At 71.8% G+C, this 18,728-nt stretch carries 17 protein-coding genes; 12 read left to right on the forward strand and 5 right to left on the reverse strand.

The window, feature by feature from the left end; all coding sequences use genetic code 11:
- Together OG892_RS01140 and OG892_RS01145 are read right to left on the reverse strand one after the other, a co-directional pair.
- Complete coding sequence (locus tag OG892_RS01140) at positions 1-1,065, reverse strand: DUF917 family protein (protein ID WP_371628203.1); 1,065 nt, start codon at positions 1,063-1,065, stop codon at positions 1-3.
- 89 nt (positions 1,066-1,154) lie between these two features.
- Positions 1,155-2,795 carry an OPT/YSL family transporter gene (locus OG892_RS01145; protein WP_371628204.1) on the reverse strand — a complete coding sequence of 547 codons (1,641 nt, stop codon included), beginning with the start codon at positions 2,793-2,795 and terminating at the stop codon, positions 1,155-1,157.
- Positions 2,796-3,015: 220 nt separating this feature from the next.
- Between OG892_RS01145 and OG892_RS01150 the strand changes: the two genes are divergently transcribed.
- From OG892_RS01150 to OG892_RS01165, 4 genes are all read left to right on the forward strand, one after another.
- Positions 3,016-3,792, forward strand: a complete 777-nt coding sequence (locus tag OG892_RS01150; protein WP_073738867.1) for an IclR family transcriptional regulator — start codon at positions 3,016-3,018, stop codon at positions 3,790-3,792.
- Between the two features lie 54 nt (positions 3,793-3,846).
- Positions 3,847-4,503: a bifunctional 2-polyprenyl-6-hydroxyphenol methylase/3-demethylubiquinol 3-O-methyltransferase UbiG gene (locus tag OG892_RS01155; RefSeq protein WP_073738868.1), complete on the forward strand. Its 657-nt coding sequence runs from the start codon at positions 3,847-3,849 to the stop codon at positions 4,501-4,503.
- 143 nt (positions 4,504-4,646) lie between these two features.
- Entirely contained in the window at positions 4,647-4,952 is a 306-nt protein-coding gene (locus OG892_RS01160) for a DUF1905 domain-containing protein (RefSeq protein WP_328868185.1), read from the forward strand.
- A gap of 106 nt (positions 4,953-5,058) precedes the next feature.
- On the forward strand, positions 5,059-6,309 hold the full coding sequence (locus OG892_RS01165; protein WP_371628205.1) for a sugar ABC transporter substrate-binding protein: 1,251 nt from the start codon (positions 5,059-5,061) through the stop codon (positions 6,307-6,309).
- 79 nt (positions 6,310-6,388) lie between these two features.
- Here the strand turns inward: OG892_RS01165 and OG892_RS01170 are convergent, their stop codons facing one another.
- From OG892_RS01170 to OG892_RS01180, 3 genes are all read right to left on the reverse strand, one after another.
- Positions 6,389-7,972 carry an alpha-amylase family glycosyl hydrolase gene (locus OG892_RS01170; RefSeq protein ID WP_371628206.1) on the reverse strand — a complete coding sequence of 528 codons (1,584 nt, stop codon included), beginning with the start codon at positions 7,970-7,972 and terminating at the stop codon, positions 6,389-6,391.
- Entirely contained in the window at positions 7,969-8,760 is a 792-nt protein-coding gene (locus OG892_RS01175; protein ID WP_371628207.1) for an endonuclease/exonuclease/phosphatase family protein, read from the reverse strand. The genes OG892_RS01170 and OG892_RS01175 overlap by 4 nt, the downstream gene beginning before the upstream one ends.
- A gap of 345 nt (positions 8,761-9,105) precedes the next feature.
- Positions 9,106-10,743, reverse strand: a complete 1,638-nt coding sequence (locus tag OG892_RS01180) for an MFS transporter (RefSeq protein WP_371628208.1) — start codon at positions 10,741-10,743, stop codon at positions 9,106-9,108.
- Between the two features lie 139 nt (positions 10,744-10,882).
- Between OG892_RS01180 and yhfZ the strand changes: the two genes are divergently transcribed.
- From yhfZ to OG892_RS01220, 8 genes are all read left to right on the forward strand, one after another.
- Positions 10,883-11,821, forward strand: coding sequence for a GntR family transcriptional regulator YhfZ (yhfZ, locus tag OG892_RS01185; protein WP_073738874.1), 939 nt, complete (start codon positions 10,883-10,885; stop codon positions 11,819-11,821).
- A 95-nt stretch (positions 11,822-11,916) separates the two neighbouring features.
- Positions 11,917-12,303, forward strand: a complete 387-nt coding sequence (locus OG892_RS01190; protein ID WP_328868180.1) for a transcriptional antiterminator — start codon at positions 11,917-11,919, stop codon at positions 12,301-12,303.
- Between the two features lie 64 nt (positions 12,304-12,367).
- On the forward strand, positions 12,368-12,724 hold the full coding sequence (locus tag OG892_RS01195) for a DUF2620 domain-containing protein (RefSeq protein WP_024491812.1): 357 nt from the start codon (positions 12,368-12,370) through the stop codon (positions 12,722-12,724).
- A 43-nt stretch (positions 12,725-12,767) separates the two neighbouring features.
- Complete coding sequence (locus tag OG892_RS01200) at positions 12,768-14,102, forward strand: YhfT family protein (RefSeq protein ID WP_073738876.1); 1,335 nt, start codon at positions 12,768-12,770, stop codon at positions 14,100-14,102.
- A gap of 91 nt (positions 14,103-14,193) precedes the next feature.
- Positions 14,194-15,150 carry a phosphotriesterase gene (locus OG892_RS01205; protein ID WP_371628209.1) on the forward strand — a complete coding sequence of 319 codons (957 nt, stop codon included), beginning with the start codon at positions 14,194-14,196 and terminating at the stop codon, positions 15,148-15,150.
- A gap of 1 nt (position 15,151) precedes the next feature.
- Complete coding sequence (locus OG892_RS01210; RefSeq protein ID WP_073738878.1) at positions 15,152-16,276, forward strand: aminotransferase class V-fold PLP-dependent enzyme; 1,125 nt, start codon at positions 15,152-15,154, stop codon at positions 16,274-16,276.
- 2 nt (positions 16,277-16,278) lie between these two features.
- Entirely contained in the window at positions 16,279-17,442 is a 1,164-nt protein-coding gene (locus OG892_RS01215) for an alanine racemase (RefSeq protein WP_328868178.1), read from the forward strand.
- Between the two features lie 10 nt (positions 17,443-17,452).
- Positions 17,453-18,694: a phosphopentomutase gene (locus OG892_RS01220; protein WP_371628210.1), complete on the forward strand. Its 1,242-nt coding sequence runs from the start codon at positions 17,453-17,455 to the stop codon at positions 18,692-18,694.
- The last annotated feature ends 34 nt before the right edge of the window (positions 18,695-18,728 follow it).

Below are 18,728 nucleotides of genomic sequence, written 5' to 3' on the forward strand. Positions count from 1 at the left end.
TCAGGCGTGGGCCAGGGTCCTGCCCTCGGGCGCGAAGGAGAAGCCGAGCAGTTCCTCGACCGGGGCGTACACCTCGGGCATGTGCATGGTCGACGAGAGCAGCAGGTTCGCCGCCGGGGCGCACAGCACGCTGAGTCCCTTGCCGACCGCGACGTCGGCGGAGGCCAGCGGCGCGCCGTCCGCGTCGAACGTCGTGATCAGGTCGGGGAACGCGGCCCTGCGCTCGCCGCCCAGTTCCAGCGTCATGTACTCGTTGACGAAGTGCAGCGTGGTGCCCTCGGCGTCGTCCAGCACGGCGACGCCGACGTCCAGGCCCTCGCGCTGCTCGCAGCGGTACTCGCGGACGGTGCCGGTGGCGACGATCCCGCCGCCCAGGTGCCGCGCCGCGCCGGCCGGGCCGTCGGCCAGGAACCGGTGGCCGAGTTCGATGGCGGAGCCGATGGCGCCGGGCGCGCCGTGCCGCGTGGCGTAACCGACCTCGATCGCGTTCCGGGCGACGCCCACCCAGCCGCCCGCCTCCACCGACGCACGCCGGACCACGGACGACGTGGCCTCCAGCCCGCCGGCGACGGCGCCCTCGACGTACGTGTACGGCTTGCCGCCCGCATAGCCCTGGACGGACCGGTATCCGTCCTGCTGGTGCAGCCCCATCGCGCCCATCACGCTGGAGGGGTGGGCGCGCCCGTTGCAGGCCAGGTCGATGACGGGCAGTCCGGTCATCGCCGAGTGGAACCAGCCGTTGATGGTGGTCTCGGCGCCGTTCTCGTTCGTGTGGATCGCGGCGAGCGGGCGCGGCAGGTCGCGGCGCAGCAGCTCCAGGGCGCGCAGCAGATGGGTGGGCAGCACCAGCGGGTCCGCCGCCGCGGGCGCTCCCACCAGGGCGACGGTGGCGGTGAGGTCCTCGGGCGCGAACTCGTCGGCGGTCCACAGCTGCGGCGCACCCACCTGGAGGGCGAGTTCGGCGGTGCGCAGCCCGCGCCCGACGAATCCGCCGCCGCCCCCGCCGAGCACGGCGCCGCCGTACACGGCCGCGCGGATGTCTTCGTGGGTCAACTGTCGCTTCATGTTCCTTCTCTTCTTCTCTGAGGGGGCTGGTCGAGGGTTCCCTGAGGGGCTGGTCGAAAGGGCGTCGGGCCGGTGCGGGCGCTGTCCGGCTACTTGCGCAGGGCGTCGAACGCGCCGTGGCCGAAGGAGTAGAGGGCGTCCCCCGCGATGGCGCCGCCGGCGAAGACCTCCAGGTCCTCCTGGACGCGTGGGCCGAGCACCCGTGGCGCGAGCAGGCGGCAGACCAGGCCCGCCGCGACCATCCAGCCCGCCATGGGCGTGGTGATCAGCAGGCCGGTGGCCAGCAGGATGCCGAGCTGTCGGCGCGGCCCGCCCAGGAACTGGACCAGGGCGCCGGGAATCGCCCACAGGGCGAGATCGCGCGCGGTCTCCATGGAGGGACCGGCCTTGATCGCGGCGACATAGGCCGCGTCGATGGGCGGCACCTTCCCGTTGTCGAAGAACATCCGGTACGAGACGAGCACCACGACGACCGCCACACCGAAGCCGATCATGGCGGCGATCAGCTGCTGGCGGCGGCCCTCCAGGTCGAAGGCCGGATCGGCGTCCCCGCCGCGCAGCAGGTGGCCGGTCTTGAGGTCGTAGCCCATGTCGGCGAAGGCCGGTCCGGTGGCGGCGGTGAAGCCGGCCAGCACCACGAGGGCCTCCGGCGGGAATCCGATGAGGATGCCGAGCAGGACGGTGATCAGGGCGACGGCGAAGGCCGGGAACCAGCCGGCGTGCATGGCGGCGATCCCGACCAGCAGCTCGTGGACGAAGGCGGCGGCCGTCGCGTACACGATGAACCCGATCAGCATGCCGGGGCTCATGTGGGTGGCGATGCCCGTGCCGAGGGTCAGCAGCAGGGCGATGACGAGATAGGCGCCGCCGCCGATGCCCAGCGAACGGCCGACGCGGGGTCCGGAGTCCCGGCCGGTGGCCGTCGTCGTAGCGGCCTTCCCGGGGCGGCCGTCGAGGACGACGCGCCCCACCTGGAACAGGGCGACCACACCGGCGCCGATCATCATGCCGTGCGGCAGGTAGATCGCGTTCAGGTCGACGCCGGTCAGGGTGTCCGCGTACGAACTGGTCAGCAGGCCCGCGCCGAACGCGATCATCGCGCCGAGTCCGCCGATCAGGGCGACACCGAAGGCCGACATCGGCAGCGAGAAGGCCGATCCGAGCGCGCCGGCCAGCAGACCGGCCCCGAGCACCTTGGCGCGGCGGCCGCCCCCGTCACCCGCCTTGATGGCCTCGGCCGCGGCGATGCCCGGCGGCCAGGGGTTGTCGGCGGGAAAGGCGGGGGTGTTGAAGAGGCGGTACAGCAGCCAGGCGTCCACCAGCATCGCGGCGGCCACGCCGATCAGCATGGGCAGCACCATGTCGGGCAGTCCGAACAGGAACGGGATGCCGATCGGCAGAAACAGGCTGTTCGCCGCCCCGAAGGTCGCCGAGGAGATGCTGGTCTGGGCGAGGTTCTGGGCGTGCACCGAGCGGTAGCCGCGGAAGGCGGCCAGCGGGATCCGGGCCAGCGTCATCGCGGCGAGCGCGCCGACGAGGGAGGTGCTGGGTGTGATGCCCAGGGTGGCGAGCAGCTGCATGCCGACGACGGCGCCGAAGAGGCTGAGCACCACGGTGAGGATCAGATTGCCCGGTGCGAGGGCGCGCGGATGGCGTCGCGGGGAGGCTGCGAGCCGTTCGACGCGTGTCGTCGTCCCGGGCGACGTGGGGGTGCCGGCGTCGTGGCTCATGGGTGCTCCTGACGGGCCGGTGCGGTGGCGGCACCGCCCCGGTCACTGAAAGTTCTAAAATATGGAACCGAGTCCTATTATCTGGACTACCCATGGATCATCGGATCGAAGGGGCCCCGACGTCAAGAAGTCTCAGAATGTGGGCGGAACGATCACCGTCCCGGGGCGGCATACCATCGGACGCGACACGGCCGGGAGCGGCCGGAGAGGGAGGAAGACGGTGAGCACACTCGCCAATGCCCGGGATGTCCTGCGTCTCATGGCCCGCCTGCGGCGCGATGTCACCGTCACCGACGTGGCCGGCGAACTCGGGCTTCCCAAGAGTTCTGTGTCGCGGACCCTGAGCATGATGGCCGAGTACGGCTTCCTGGAGCGCGACCCCGTCACCCGGGCCTACCGCCCCGGCGAGCTGATCATGGAGGCCTCGTACCACTTCCGCGCCTCGCGCGGCACTCTCTCGCTGCTGGAGGAGGAGGCCGCCCGGCTGGTGTCCGACACCGGGTACACCGGGTACGTCGACGTCCTGGACGGCAGCGAGTCCCTCGTGCTGCACATGCGCGTCAGCGCCATCGGCTCCCTGCACGCCTACACCCCGGCGGGCACCCGGGCTCCCGCGTACGCCAGTTCAATGGGCCGGGCGCTGCTGGCACGGTTGGAGGACACCCAGGTCACGCGCCTCGTCGACGACCGCCTGGAGCACAGCGTGGGACAGGCGCCGAAGACCCGCGCGGAGCTGCTGGCGCAGCTGGCCCGGGTCCGGGCCGACGGGTGGGAGTTCTCGCGGGGCGAGTACGTCCCTGGCGTGGCCGGGATCTCGGGGGCCGTCCTGGACGGTGACACGGGCCAGATCTTCGGGATCGGCATCGCGCTCCCCGCCCAGGAGTTGAGCGACGGCATGCCGGAGCGCTTCGGCAGGGCGGTGCGGGACGCCGCCCTGCGCGTCGGCAAGCGGATCGGTGATCCGTACTGGCTGCGGTTCGCCGCGGACGACAGCTGACGGCTCTGCGGAGCCGTCGGCCCGCCTCGGGACGCCGGATGGTGGAATGGCGCGATGACGACACCGATGCCCCGCCTCCTCGCGGCGCTGGAACGGTTCCACGCCGCCCGCCCGTGGGACCACAACGCCCATTACCACCGCTGGATCATGCGGCAGGTCCCGAAGCGCTTCGGGACCGCGCTCGACATCGGTTCGGGCAGCGGGGACCTGGCCCGGCTGCTGGGCACGCGCGCCGGCACCGTGCGGGGTCTGGACGCCGATCCCGCGATCGTCGCTCGGGCACGCGAGCTCACCGTGCCGGCCGCGCCCGTCACGTTCACCGTCGGAGACGCGCTCACCGACACACCGCCCGGTTCCTACGACGTGATCACCTGTGTCGCCGCCCTCCACCACCTCCCGTTCTCCGACGCCCTCGGTGCGTTTCGCCGGCACCTGGCACCGGGCGGGACGCTGGTTGTCGTGGGCGTGGCCCGCGCGCAGTCGACCGGTGACCGGCTCCTCGGGGCGGCCGCTGTTCCGCTGAACGTCGCCATGGCCTGGATCAAGAACCGGGGGCGCCGCTCGGCGCGGCCGGCGTCGATGACCGCTCCCACCCGGCCCGCCGTGATGAGCTTCGCCGACATCGCGCGTGAGGCCCGGCAGTTGCTGCCGGGTGCCCGGCTCCGCCGCAGGGTCTTCTGGCGGTACACCTTGGTCTGGCACCAGAACTGACACGCCCCGCAGGCGAGTTGCCACGGCGTCGGCAGGCCCGCGCACCCGGGACGGCCCACGCCGCCTCCCAGGCACGCCACCGGTAGGCTGCCCGGGTTCCGGCCCTCCCCCTTGCCGCCCCCCTCGTTGAACGGATCGCCCTCATGAACGTCGTGTTCACCGGCCTCGTGATCGAGTGGCGCGGGCCCTCGCCGTTCTACTTCGTCACCGTGCCCGAGGAGGAGGCGGCCGACATCCGTGAGGTGGCCGGGATGGCCACGTACGGCTGGGGCGTGATCCCCGTCGAGGCCCGCATCGGTGAACTCGCCTTCGCCACCTCGCTGTTCCCCAGGGACGGCGGCTACCTGCTCCCGTTGAAAGGCGCCGTGCGGGGGCCACTGGGCCTCTCGGCGGGGGACCGGGCGAGCGTGGAGATGACCGTGCGCCTTCAGGGCGGGTCGCAGAAGTAGGTTTGCCAAAGCGTTATCCGTACGCCTCTTGAGTCACCCCGGGGCGTGCCGCACAGTCATGTATGCGCTTACGGAATGCGCATACATGAGCTGCCGGAGGAGCCGTATGACCCGCACCGCCAGGACCGTCCGGTCCGCCGTCACCGCTGCCACGATGGTGACGGCGCTCGCTCTGACCGGCTGTGGGGGCAGCGGTTCCGGTCAGGCGAAGGCCGGCTCCGAGCAGACCCTCACCGTGTGGGTCATGGGCGAGGAGGGCAACCGAATCCAGCCGGTCGCCAAGGAGTTCACCGCGAAGCACCCCAACATCACGGTCAAGGTGACCCCGGTCGGCTGGGACGTCGCGCACCAGAAGCTGCTGTCCGCCGCGGCGGCCGGGACGCTGCCGGACATGGCCCAGATGGGCTCCACCATGATGGGCGAGTTCATCGAACTCGGCTCCCTGGAGCCGGTGGACACCAAGGTCTTCGACGAGAACGACTTCTTCCCCGCCACCTGGAAGGGCAATGTGGTGGACGGCACCGCCTACGGCGTCCCCTGGTACGCCGACACCCGGGCCCTCTACTACCGCACCGACCTCGCCGAGAAGGCGGGGACCGACAAGACACCGGCCACCTGGAAGGACATGCGGGCCATGGCGGCCGCGTACAAGAACAGGGCCGGGACGGACTGGGGGCTGTCCCTCCAGCCCGGGGGCGCGGGAGCCTGGCAGGGCTGGGCCCCCTTCCTCTTCTCGGCCGGAGGTTCGCTGCTCGGCAAGGACGGCAGGCCCGCCCTGGACTCCCCCGAGTCGGTGGAGGCGCTGACCGAGTTCCAGCACTACTTCGACGCGGGGCTCGCCAAGAAGAACTTCGTGCCCGGCCAGGACGTCGTGAAGGACTTCGCCGCCGACCGGATGCCGATGTTCGTGTCCGGCCCCTGGATCGTCCAGAACCTCGCCGAGCAGCCCGAGCTGAAGGGCAAGTGGAAGGTCGCGCCGGTGCCGGCCGGCAAGAGCTCCACCTCCTGGGTCGGCGGCGCCTCACTGGTCACCTTCAAGGACAGCGGGCACAGGGCGGCGGCCCAGGAGTTCACGAAGTTCCTGACCACGCCCGAGATGCAGGCCCACTGGTACGAGATCTCCAAGGCGCTGCCCGCCAACAAGGCCGCCTGGGACCAGCCCGCCCTGAAGAACGGTGGTGACTCCCTGGCCGTCTTCGAGAAGTCGCTCGCCACCGCGAAGGACATCCCGCCGTTGCCCAAGTGGGAGGAGTTCACCGCCCAGATCGACAGCGCCCTGGAGAAGGTGTCGGCCGGGGCCGACCCCGCCGCGACGGCCGCGAAGCTCCAGAAGGACACCGAGGGCCTGATGGACTGAGCACGGCACCACCCCGATCGACTGGAGGGGGCCTCGCGCACGGTGTGCGGGAGGCTCCCTCCGACCGTCCGGGCCGGTGTCAGAGCCGGAAGACGCCGTATCCGAAGCCGTCCGCGTGGACACGGCCGCCGCGAACCGTGACGCCCGACGCCTCCAGCGGGGTCGCGGTGTCCGCCGGAGCGTCGGTCTCGGCCGGTTCCCGGCGGGGGTTGATCACCACCAGGTACCGGCCGCCGCGCACATGGACCAGGGGGTAACCGGCGTGCAGTACCTCGGTGCTGCCCGCCGTGCCCAGCTCGGGGGTCTCCTTGCGCAGCGCGATGAGGCGCCGGACCAGGTGCAGCAGGGAGCCGGTGTCGGCGCGCTGCGCGGCGACGGTGGGGCGGTCAGGAGCGGGGTCGACGGGCAGGTAGAGAGCCTCGGCCGGGGCGGTGGAGAAGCCCGCGTTGGGCGAGTCGTCCCACTGCATGGGGGTGCGGGAGCCGGCCCGGTTGTAGCGCGGGCCGAGCCGGCTGCCTTCGCGATCGGGCAGCCCGGGTACGTACCGCATGCCGATCTCGTCACCGTAGTAGATCGCCGGCAGCGTCGGCCAGGTGAGCTGGAACGCGAAGGCGGCCGGGAGCTGTTCGGCGGTACGCGGTCCGCAGGCGAGCCGGGAGAAGTCGTGGTTGGCGGTCGGCAGCGAGATGAATCCGGCGTCACCCATGATCTCCGTCGCCCGGCGCCAGCCGTCCAGGAAGGTCTGGGGGGAGCCCTGTCCCCCGGCGTCGAAGTAGGGGGCGCGTGGCTCCCACTGCTCGCTCACGGTGCCCGCGAAGTTGTTCCACAGGGAGCGCAGCACCAGTCCGTCGTCCTCGGCACCGAACTGCAGGAAGAAGTCCGCGTGGAACCCCGCCGGTACGGAGACCGCCGGGTCACCCCATTCGGAGAGCAGCGCCGCCCCGGGGTGCCCGGCGTCGAGCCGGCCGCGCAGTTCGCGCCAGAGCCGGACCGTCTCCGCGTGGCCCCGGTCGTCCTTGACGAGCGAGGCGGCCATGTCCACCCGGAAGCCGGACAGGCCCAGCGACAGCCAGTGGTCCATGACGTCGTACAGGGCCTGCCGGTTGGCGCGCGGGCCCTCGGCGTCGACGGGCTGCCGCCAGGGCTCTGCGGGGTTCGTGCGCCCGTAGCCGAAGTTGAGGGCGGGCTGCGACTCGAAGAAGTTCGGCAGGTAGGAGCCGGGGCGGGTGCCCGGTGAGGCGACGAACCCCTCCGGCCGCCGGTCCGGGCCGGCCCAGATGTAGCGGTGGTCGCAGGGGTCGTCCGCCGAGGCGGTGAACCAGGGGTGCCGGTCCGAGGTGTGTCCGGCCACCAGATCGAGGAGCACCCGGATGCCGCGCCGGCCGGCCGCGTCGGTCAGCCTGGCGAGGTCGTCGTTGGTGCCGTAGCGCGGGGCGACCGAGGAGTAGTCGCTGACGTCGTACCCCGCGTCGTCGAACGGCGACGCGAAACACGGGTTGAACCAGACGGTGTTGACGCCCAGCCAGGCGAGATGGTCGAGCCTTGCCTCGATTCCGGCGAAGTCGCCGATGCCGTCGCCGTCGGAGTCGGCGAAGCTCTGCGGGTAGATCTGGTAGAGGACGGCGTCGGCCAGCCATTCACGGGCGGGACGGGACGAGGTCATGGGGCGGAATCCTCCGGGACGGCCCGTGCGAGGTGCACGAGCGCTTGGACGGGGAAGTGGTCGCTGGGACAACGGCCCTGTTCGGACTGGGCGTTGATGCTCGCCGAACGGACGCCGGTGCCGCGCGAGGCGAGGATCCAGTCGATCCGGTCGCCGTCCGGGACGGGCGGCCCATGGTCGTGGAACGTGCCGCGGGCCGGCCCGCGCTCCTCGGCCGCACCCCAGGTGTCGACCAGGTCCGCCCCGGAGAGCAGGGTGTCGTACGCGACGCTGCGTTCCGCCGGTGCGTTGAAGTCGCCCGTGACCAGGCGGGGAATGTCCGAGGGCCTGGTGGACAGCCACTCGGCGAGCAGCCGGGCCGAGCGCCGGCGGGCGTCCTCCGCGAGGTGGTCGAAGTGGGTGTTGGCCACGCACAGTTCGCCGCCGGCGACCCGGTCACGGAAGCGGACCCAGGTGACCATGCGGGGGCAGCCGCCGCCCCAGGTGTTGGAGCCGACGACCTTCGGGGTGTCGGAGAGCCAGAAGTGTCCGTGGGCGAGGGGTTCCAGCCGGCGCCGGTCGTGGAACACGGCCATGTACTCGCCGCGCGCGCCGCCCTCGCGACCCTGGCCGGTCCAGCCGTAGTCCGGTCCCAGTCCGGCCTCCAGATCCCTCACCTGGGCGTGAAGCCCCTCCTGCGTGCCGATCAGGTGGGGCCGCTCACGGCGCAGCAGGTCCACGGCCGCACCGCGTCGCCGGGACCAGGGGTGCGGAGCACCGTCCCAGTCGACCTGCAGGTTGAACGTCATGACCCGCAGTCCGTGTCCGGTGTCCGTCACTGTGCTGCCTTCCGTGCCGTGCCCGTGCTGTGCCGCCGCACTGTGCGACGAGCAGCTCCGCCGCCTTCTGTATGCGCTTACATAATCGGGAAGACGGTAACTTCACCGCCCCTGATGTGGCAAGACCCGGAGGGCACCGGGACGGGCGCGACGGAAGCCGGTGCGGCTCGTCGAACGGATCGATTTGCTCGGCGTGTTGAAGGAGACGCGCGTGGAGGGCGTCTCGATCCGCACTGGACCCGGAAGGCCCTTACTCGCTCAAGAGCCCCGGACAGTGACCACTGTCAGCACATCCGGCCTCCGCAGACGGAACACCTAGTGCCCGGACGGGCTCGGCGCCGGGTCCTCGGGGCGTGCGGCGCCGGCGTCCTCCGTCACGCGGGTGCCCGGGTGCCACAGCGAACAGATGAAGGCGAGCACGAGGGCACCGGCCATGGAGTAGAACACCCACTGGTTCGCCTCGGCGAAGTCCAGCCGGACCGCCTGCATCGACTCCCGGGTGAGCTCGGCGGCCCTGCCGTGTCCCGTGGGCTGTCGCGCGTCGGCGTTCCCGGTGACGGCTTCGGCGATGTGCCGGGCGGCGGTGCGGGCGGGCCCGGACGGCACGCCCTCGGCCCGCAGCGTCTCACCGACACGGTTCACCGTGACATGCGTCAGCACCGTGCCGAACACCGCGAGACCGATGCTGGCGGCGAAGTTGCGGACCGTCTGCGTGATGCCGGTGACCTCGCCGTAGGAGGCGCCGATCGACCGGTTGACGGCGTCGGTCGAGGCGGGTGCGAGCAGGAAGCCGATGCCCGCGCCCGCGAGGGCCGCGTACGGCCACTGGTCGTGCATCGAGAGCGTCGTCAGCTTGGCGGCCCAGAGCGCGAAGCCGACCGCGCCGAGTGCGGCACCGATCTTCAGGGCCGGGCGGGCGCCGCGCTTGTCCAGGATGCGGCCGCCCCACTGGGAGGCGAGGGCGAACCCCACGAAGAAGTAGAGGAGGTAGAGCGCCGCCTGGTTGGGCGAGGCGCTCAGGGAGACCTGGGCGTACACCGAGGCGAAGAAGAGCACCGGCACGAAGGCCGTCATGGCGAAGAAGAGCACGAGCATGTCGACGGAGAACGCCCGGTCCCGGAAGACCTGGAGTCTGACGAGCGGGTGGCGCCGGCGCAGTTCGAAGCGGCAGAAGTAGGCCAGGACCACGAGCCCGACCACGATGCACGTCCAGGTCGACCAGGTGTCCCAGCCCCAGGACACGGACTGCTGGAGCCCCAGCACGGTCAGCCCCATGCCGACCGCCATCAGCACGGCGCCCGGCACGTCCAGCGGTTCCCGTCTCGAGCTCTCGGGGATGTGCGCGAGCAGGGCCAGGACGATGGCGACCACGGCGACGGGGACGTTGATCCAGAAGATGGCACGCCAGGTCCATTCGGTGAGCCAGCCGCCCAGCAGCGGGCCGATGGCCGTGAGTCCGCCCGAGACGCCGAAGAACAGCGCCAGCGCGCGCCCGCGCCGTTCCACCGGGAACACCGCGATGACCACGGCGAGCGCCGCCGGGAACATCAGGGCCGCGCCGAAGCCCTGGATCGCCCGGAACCCGATCAGCCACGCCTGGGCGTAGTCCCCCGACGGCACGGCGCCGCAGAGCGCGGAGGCGATGACGAAGACGAGCGTGCCGCAGAGCATGACGCGGCGGTGGCCGAAGATGTCGGAGAGCCGGCCGCCGAGCGCGAAGAACGCGGCGAGCGTGAGCAGGTAGGCGTTGATGACCCACTGCATCTGCGAGGAGGTGAGCCCCAGCTCGTGAATGATGTCGGGTGCGGCGATCGCCACGATGGTCTGGTCGATGAACGTCATCGACACGGCGAACATCATCGCGGCCAGTGCCAGCGTCTGGTTCGGCGGCCCGCTCGCACCGGCCTTCGCGGGGCGGTCCGGACCCTGCGCCCGGGGCGCCGAGTTACTCATGGCCTCATGTTCTCCGCGCCCATCCCCCGGCGCACGCCGGGCGGACCAGCAGGAGGAGTCCGAGGCGCGCAGGGCGGTCGGGAGCGGGCTTCCGGAAGGGGTCTTGTCAGTATCCAGAATCCTGGTTACTGTTTGATTCGTGAACGACTTCGACGACCGCTTCCTCACCCGCAACGGCCTCGCCGCGCGGCAGCTCGCCGTCCTGCTCCTGCACCACGAGCCGGACACCCGCCTGCCCCGTGTGCGCGACTTCGCGCAGGAGCTGGGCTGCGGAAACGGAACCGTTCAGGCCGCCCTCCACCTGCTGGAGGAGGCCGGCGCGATCTCGACGACCGCCCGCGGCCATCTCGGCACCTTCCTCGTCCACTCGGACCGCACCGTCCTGTGGCGGCTGTCCGGCCTGGGAACCCTGCTCGCGGCGATGCCGCTCCCCTACTCACGGCGGTACGAGGGCCTGGCGACCGGGCTGCGCAGCGCGTTCGAGGAGGCGGGCGCGCCGTTCGCGATCACGTTCATGCGAGGCGCCGGGGCCCGGACCGCGGCGCTGCTGGAGGGCAAGGTCGACCTGGTCGTCCTGTCCCGGTTCGCCGCCGACCAGCTGATCGCCGAGCACCCGGTGGAGCTGGTGGCCGATCTCGGCCCCGCCACCTATGTCGGCGCGCACGGCATGCTGGTGCGGCACGGGGTGGACCTGGACACGCCCGGACTGCGGGTGGCGGTCGACCACGCCTCAGAGGATCTGCGGATGCTCGTGGAGCGGGTCTTCGCCGGCCGGGACGACGTCGAGTGGCGGGAGGCGTCGTACATGCAGCTGAGCGATCTGTTCGCGCGGAACGAGGTGGACGCGACCGTCTGGAACCTGGACGAGGCGCAGGACCGGCTCGGGATCGGCGTAGACGTGCTCCCTCTCGGGGACGAGGTCAACCGGGAGCTGGCACTGCGCAACTCCACCGCCGCGGTGATCGGCCGGTCCGAGGGGGCCAAGGCGCTCGCCGCGGTCCGTGACTCGCTCGATCTGTCGCTGGTGACCCGGCTGCAGAGCGAGGTGCTGCGCGGTGAGCGCGTCCCCTCCTACTGACCTGCGGGCTCCGTGACCGGGGTCTCATAACTCCGGGGCGTCGCTCGCCCTCAAAATACAAAATCCTGGTTACTGTTGATTTTAGGAGGATCACCATGGACGACCAGCTCGCACTGCGGATCCAGCTCTTTCGCGAGGGCGGCACGGTCAGGCCAGAGGTGGCCGACTTCGTCACCACCGAGCTGACCGCCCTGGAGGCGGAGGGCCGCACGGTCACCGAAGCGACGGCAGGCATGCTGACCAGCCACCTGATGATGGCGCTCGGCCGGATCCTGGACGGCGAGGCGATCGAGCAGTTCCTCACCGACGACCAGGTCGCCGCCGAGCTGGCCGGACATCCCGACGCCGTCGCCCGCGCCCGTGCCGTATCGGCCCGCGCCGAACGGGAGCTCGGGGCCGCGCTCCCGGAGTCCGAGGTCAACTTCCTCGGGATGCACCTGGCCGTCCTGGCGCAGCAGCCGCCCGCCGCACCCACGTCCTGAGCGTCACGGCAGGCGTCCCGCCCCCTACCCCGCAGCAGAAACCGACGCAGAGAGAAGAACAGCCATGACGAAGATCCTCACCGGTGGAGTCGGCAAGGTCGAGGTCACCGCGGCCATCGGCAAGCTCGGCATCGACTCGCTCGACGTCGTCGCCTCCAGCGACATGGACGCGGCGATGAAGCTCCGGGCCGGTCAGGCCGACTACTACCTGGGCACCTGCCACACGGGCGCCGGCGCCTCGCTGGGCGTGCTCGTCGGCCTCATGGGCAGTGCCGCCTGCCACACCTTCGGGCGCAGCGTTCCGACGGAGGAGCAGGTCACCGCCCTGCTCGCCGAAGGCAAGAAGGTCTTCGGCTTCTCGATGGACCAGATCGACATCATCGCCCCCCTCATGGCGCGCGCCATCGCCGCCCGCGGCTGAACAACAGCCTGTTCTGATCATCCCGGGCACCAAGGAGTGACTCGTGAGCACCACACTCGCCGCCGGCGCCAGCCTCGACTTCACGCTGGCCCAGCAACTGACCGTGATAGCCCTCTGTGCGCTGACGGCCTACATCTCGCACATGGCCCTGGCCGTCTTCAACGACGGGGTACGCCCCTTCATGCTGGACTTCATCCAGGGGCGCACCACCCGTAGCGCGACGACGGCTGTCTCGTTCGGTCTGTCCGCCGGGTTCATCTTCGGACTGGGTGCGCCTATGGCCCTGTCCACGGGTGTGCTGAACCCGTGGCTGGTCTTCCTGCCCACGGACATCCTCGGGATGCTGGCACCGAAGAAGTGGCTCGCCCCCATCCTCGGTGCCGCCTGGGGCGCGGTGGTCGTGTTCGGCCTGAACGGCGCGAACAACGTCGCGCACGATCTGCCGGTCGACTTCCTGACCGCGATGCAGCAGATGTCGACGCCGATCCTCTTCCTGTTCTCGCTGTTCCCGGTGCTCGCCATCACCAAGCAGTTCGGCCGCAAGTGGGGCGGTATCGCGGGCGTCCTCGAACTGGCCCTCGTCGTCATGACGATGAAGCTGTGGCCGAACATGTTCGCCGGAGCGCTGGCCATGGCCGTCGGCGTGCTGATGCTCATCGGCCTCGCGGTCGCCAAGGACGTCCGGCAGCGCAAGGCCGACCGGGCGGCGGGCGTCGAGGAGATCGTCCTGGAGGACGATCCGATGGCGTCGCTGTTCAGCGCGAGCGCGGCCCGGCTGCGCAGGTACCTGCCGCTGTTCATGGTGCTCGGGGCCGGGGTCTGTGTGCTCGCCCAGATGCACATATTCGGCGGCGGTGAGGCCACCAGCTTCCTCATCGCGAAGGGGCAGTACTCGGAGGCCGCCCAGGTCGACTTCTACCGGGTGTTCGGCTTCATCCCGCTGATCGCGACCACCGCGCTCGCCTCCGGGGCGTACGGCATCGCCGGTTTCACGCTGGTGTACCCGATCGGCTACCTCATGCCGAACCCGTTCCTGGCCGCTGTGGTCGGTGCGCTCGTGTTCGCGGCCGAGGTGCTGGCCCTCTCCTGGATCGGCCGGGTCCTCGGCAAGCTGCCCAGCGTCCGGGACTCCTCCGAGCACCTGCGCAGTGCCATCGGTGACACCCTCCAGCTCGCGATCCTCTTCGGTTCGCTGATGGCCGCCAACGCCATGGGCGGCGGGCTCGGCATCCTCGTCGTCGGCGGGCTCTATCTGCTGAACGAGGCGATGGGCCGCCCCGTCGTGAAGATGGCCGCCGCGCCGGCGGCCGTGATCATCGGCGGCATCCTGCTCAACATCCTGTACTGGCTCGATCTGTTCACCCCGGTCAAGGGCTGACACCCCAGCCGCCGGGACCTGTTCACCCCCGCGTCAGGGCCCCAGCGCCCGCTGACCGGACGGGCCCGTACACGAAGAAGGAATCCCCACGATGAATCACCCCGCCCCGCACACCCTGCGCACCGTCACCGGTGATGTCGCGACCGCTTCGGTACGCGGACCGGCCCTCGCCCACGAGCATCTGGTCCTCGATCTGGACCAGCGGGGCGACGGTGCGGCCGTCCTCGACCCGCGACGCCACGCGGCGGCCGTGACCGCCGAGCTGAGCGCGCTGCGGGAGGAGTTCGGGCTCTCCCTCGTCATCGAGCTGACCTGCCGGGGCATGGGACGCGACGTCGGCGCCCTGGCGGCGATCTCCCGGGAGGCGCGGGTCGCGGTGGTCGCCGCGACCGGCTGGTACTACGAGCCGTTCCACACCCCGGAGATCGACACCGCCGACGTGGAACAGCTCACCGCGGTCCTCGTCCGCGAGATCGAGGACGGCATCGGCGCGACCGGCGTCCGGCCCGGCGTCCTCGGTGAGATCGGCAGCCACGGGGACGTTCCCACGGCTCCCGAGGCCAAGGTGCTGCGGGCCGGCGCACGGGCCGCGCGGGCCACCGGGCTCTCCCTCGCCACCCACGCGCAGCTGGGCCGGGGCGGGCTCGCCCAGCTGGAACTGCTCACCGGTGAGGGGCTGCCCGCCCACCGCGTCAGCATCGGCCACCAGGACCTGCTCGACGACCCGGGCGTCCACCGGGAGCTCGCGGCGCGCGGGGCGTACGTCGCCTTCGACACCGTGGGCAAGTCGGCCTACCAGAGCGACCGGACGCGGCTGCGGCTGCTGCTGGCCCTGGTGGAGGCCGGGCACGCCGACCGGGCGCTGCTCAGCTGCGACATCTCCCGCCACGGCTACCTGCTGGACGAGGGCGGCCAGGGCTACGGGCACCTCTTCCGCGGTTTCCTGCCCGAGCTGCGCGCGGCGGGCGCCGACGACGATCTGATCGACCTGCTGACCCGACGCAATCCGCTGCGCTTCCTGACCGGCGCGAACGTGGAGGAGAACTGACATGAGCCCCGTACCTCCCGTGCTTCCCGCCACCTTCCCGCTGGCGACCGTGGATCTGGACGACGCCGTGGCCAGGCAGTTCCGGCTGCTGGAGGCCACCGCCGCCCACTTCGAGGGCCAGCAGCTGTTCTCGTCCGACGCGGGTGTCGTCCCCGGTCTCGGCCGGCCGCGCACCACCGCCCGGGTGGAGGCCGTGCTCGCGGACTTCTTCGGGGCCCAGGACGCCGCCTTCGTCCAGGGCGCGGGCACCGGTGCGATCCGGGCCGCCCTCAACGCGGCCGTCCGGGCGGGCGACCCGCTGCTCATCCACCGCGCCCCGGTCTACCGCACCACAGAGGTCACCCTGCGGGGCATCGGCGTGCAGACCGTCGAGGCCGACTTCAACGACGCCTCGGCGCTCCGCGAGGCGCTGGAGTCCGGACGCTTCCGGTGGGCGTACGTCCAGCACACCAGGCAGCGGCTCGCGGACTCCTACGATCCGGCCGAGGTCATCGCCGCCTGCCGGGCCGCGGGGGTGCGCACGATCGTCGACGACAACTACGCCGTGATGCGCACGCCCGCCGCCGGAGTGGAGCTGGGAGCCGACGCCTCCTGCTTCTCCCTCTTCAAGCTGCACGGGCCGGAGGGCGTCGGCCTCGTCGTCGGCGCGCGCGACCTGGTCGAGCACGTCCGCCGCGACAACTACTCCGGCGGCGGGCAGGTCCAGGGCCACCAGGCGCTCGACGCCCTGCGCTCCCTCACCCACGTTCCCGTCATGTGGTCCGTGCAGTCCCGGGTGGGTGCGGAGGTCGCGGAGCGGCTCGCGGCCGGCGAGGTGGACGGGGTGGCGCAGGTGCGCATCGCCAACGCCCAGGACCGCTGCCTGCTCGTCCGGCTCGACCGGCCCGTCGCGGCGGGACTGCCCGCCGTCGCCGCCCGGTTCGGAGCCGCCCCCTACCCCGTCGGCTCCAACTCCCGGTACGAGATCGCGCCGCTCTTCTACCGGATGTCCAGCTCGGCTCTCGACGACGCCCCCGAACTGGCCGACTGGACCGTACGCATCAACCCGATGCGGGCGGGCGCGGACCTCGTCATCGACATCCTGCGCCGCTCGCTCGCCGCCCTGGACGACCCGAAGGACGACTGACCGTGTTCCTCGACACCGTACTCACCCGCAATCCCGGGCTCGTGGACGCCGCGGCCGCGCTGCACCGGAACGGCGACATCCCGCCGGACACCTACGTCGTCGACCTGGACGCCGTCGAGGCGAACGCCGCGCTGCTGGCGGCCGAGGCCGACCGCCTCGGGATCAGCCTCTGGTTCGTCGTCAAGCAGCTGGGCCGCAACCCGGAGCTGATCCGGGCCATCGCCCGGCACATCCCCCGCTCGGCCGCCATCGACCCGGCGGAGGCCCGCACCCTGCACGCCGCCGGAGCCCGGCCCGGCAACCTGGGACACCTCGTCCAGATCCCCCGGCGCGCGCTGCCCGAGATGCTGGCCTGGCGCCCGGAGACCGTCACGGTCTTCGACCTGGCCAATGCCCGTGCCGTGTCCGACGCGGCCCGCGAACTGGGCTTCGTCCAGCCCGTCCTGATCAGGCTCGAAGGGGCCGAGGGCGACGTCTATCCCGGTCAGGAGGGCGGCGTACCGCTCGACCGCCTGGACGCCTTCGCCAAGGAGGCCGAAGCACTGGACGGCATCCGGATCGCCGGTGTCACCGCCTTCCCCTGCGTGCTGTGCGACCCGGTGACGGGCGTGCCCGCCGCCACCCCCAACTTCGGCCTGGCGCTCAAGGCACGCGAACTCCTGGCCGCACGCGGACACCGCGACCTCAAGCTCAGCGCCCCCAGCGCCACCTCGATGGCGTCCCTCCCGCTGCTCGCCGAACTGGGCGCGACACACGGCGAGCCGGGCCACGCCCTCACCGGCACCACCCCGCTGCACGCCGTCGATCCGGCCCAGCCGGAGAAGCCCGCGTACGTGTACGTGAGCGAGGTCGCCCACACCCTGGACGACGGCCGCCCGGCGATATTCGGCGGCGGCTTCTACCCCCGCGCGCACATCCGCAGCGCCCTCCTGCCGCGCACCGGAACCCGCCTCGGTGTGCAGGACGCGCCCGCCGAGAACATCGACTACTACCGGCTGCTCGACGCGCCCGACCGCGCGGCGGACGCCCGTGCCGGGGACACCGCGCTGCTCGCCTTCCGTACCCAGATCTTCGTCACCCGCTCGACCGTCGCCGTCGTCTCCGGGCTCGCCTCCGGCACCCCCCGGCTGAACGGGCTGTACGACGCCCATGGCCGAGCCCTGTAAGGAGCACCTCATGGCCAAGACCGTCATCGTCGTCATCGACGGATTCGGCGTCGGCGCCATGCCCGACGCGGGCACCCTGCGCCCCGGCGACCTCAACGCCGACACCTGCGGACACGTACTCGACCACTGCCGGGCCGCTTTCGTGCGCCCGTTGCGCCTGCCGGTGCTCGGGGCGCTCGGGCTCGGCCTTGTCCACCCGCACCCGGACCTGGCGCGCCGCACCCATCTGCCCGTTGCCGCGGGCAGGGCCGCGCTCGGCTACCCGGGCGCGGACACCTTCGCGGGGCACCAGACCATGATGGGCGCCGACTTCAGCCGGGTGACGGTGGCCCGGCTCGCCGACCACCTCGACGAGGTGTCCGGCGCTCTCACGGCCGCCGGTCACCGGGTCGAACGCCTGGACGGCAAGCCGCTGCTCGTCGTCGACGGGGCGGTCCTGGTCCACGACAACCTGGAGGCCGATCCGGGGATCAACTGGAACGCGTCCGGCCGCCTCGACGACCTCCCGTTCGACGGGCCCGGTGGCATCCTCGCCATCGCCCGTACCGTGCGTGCCGTCGCCCCGGTCGCGCGGGTCATCGCGGTCGGCGGCCACGCGGACGGCCCGCTCCGCGACTTCGTCCGCCCCGGCGACGGGGAATCGGTCGGTCTTGACACCCCGGCCACCGGCTTCTACCGCAACGGCGGCCTCCAGGTGCAGCACCTGGGCGCCCCCCTCGACCACACCCGCCAGCTCCCCGAGCTGGCGGCTCGGGCCGGAATCCCGGTCACCCTGGTGGGCAAGGCCGCCGACATCCTGGTGTGCGGGGCCGCGACCCGTCATCCGGCCGTCGCCACGGCCGACGTGCTCTCGCACACCCTGGACGCGGTACGCGCGGAGGGCGACGCCCTGGTGGTCGCGAACGTCCAGGAGACGGACCTGGCGGGCCATCAGCAGGACACCGCGCGGTACGGGCAGCTGCTGGAGCAGGTGGACGCCGGGCTGGCCGGGCTCGTGGCACTGCTCGCGGCCCCCGGTGACCGGCTGATCGTCACCGGCGACCACGGCAACGACCCCACGATCGGCCATGCGCACCACACCCGGGAGTACGTCCCGGTGCTGATCCACCGGCCCGGCGCAGATGGCGTGGAACTCCTGCCCGACGCGCACAGCCTGGCGGACGTCGGCGCGACCGCCGCCCTTTCGCTGGCGCTGGACCCGGAGGGCCTCGCCGAAGGCACCCCGCTGCACACGGGCCGCCGCGCGGCCTGAGCCCAGCCCGATCCGAACGAGAGGCTCCGGAACC

The sequence above is a fragment of the Streptomyces sp. NBC_00341 genome (assembly GCF_041435055.1).
Lineage (GTDB): Bacteria > Actinomycetota > Actinomycetes > Streptomycetales > Streptomycetaceae > Streptomyces.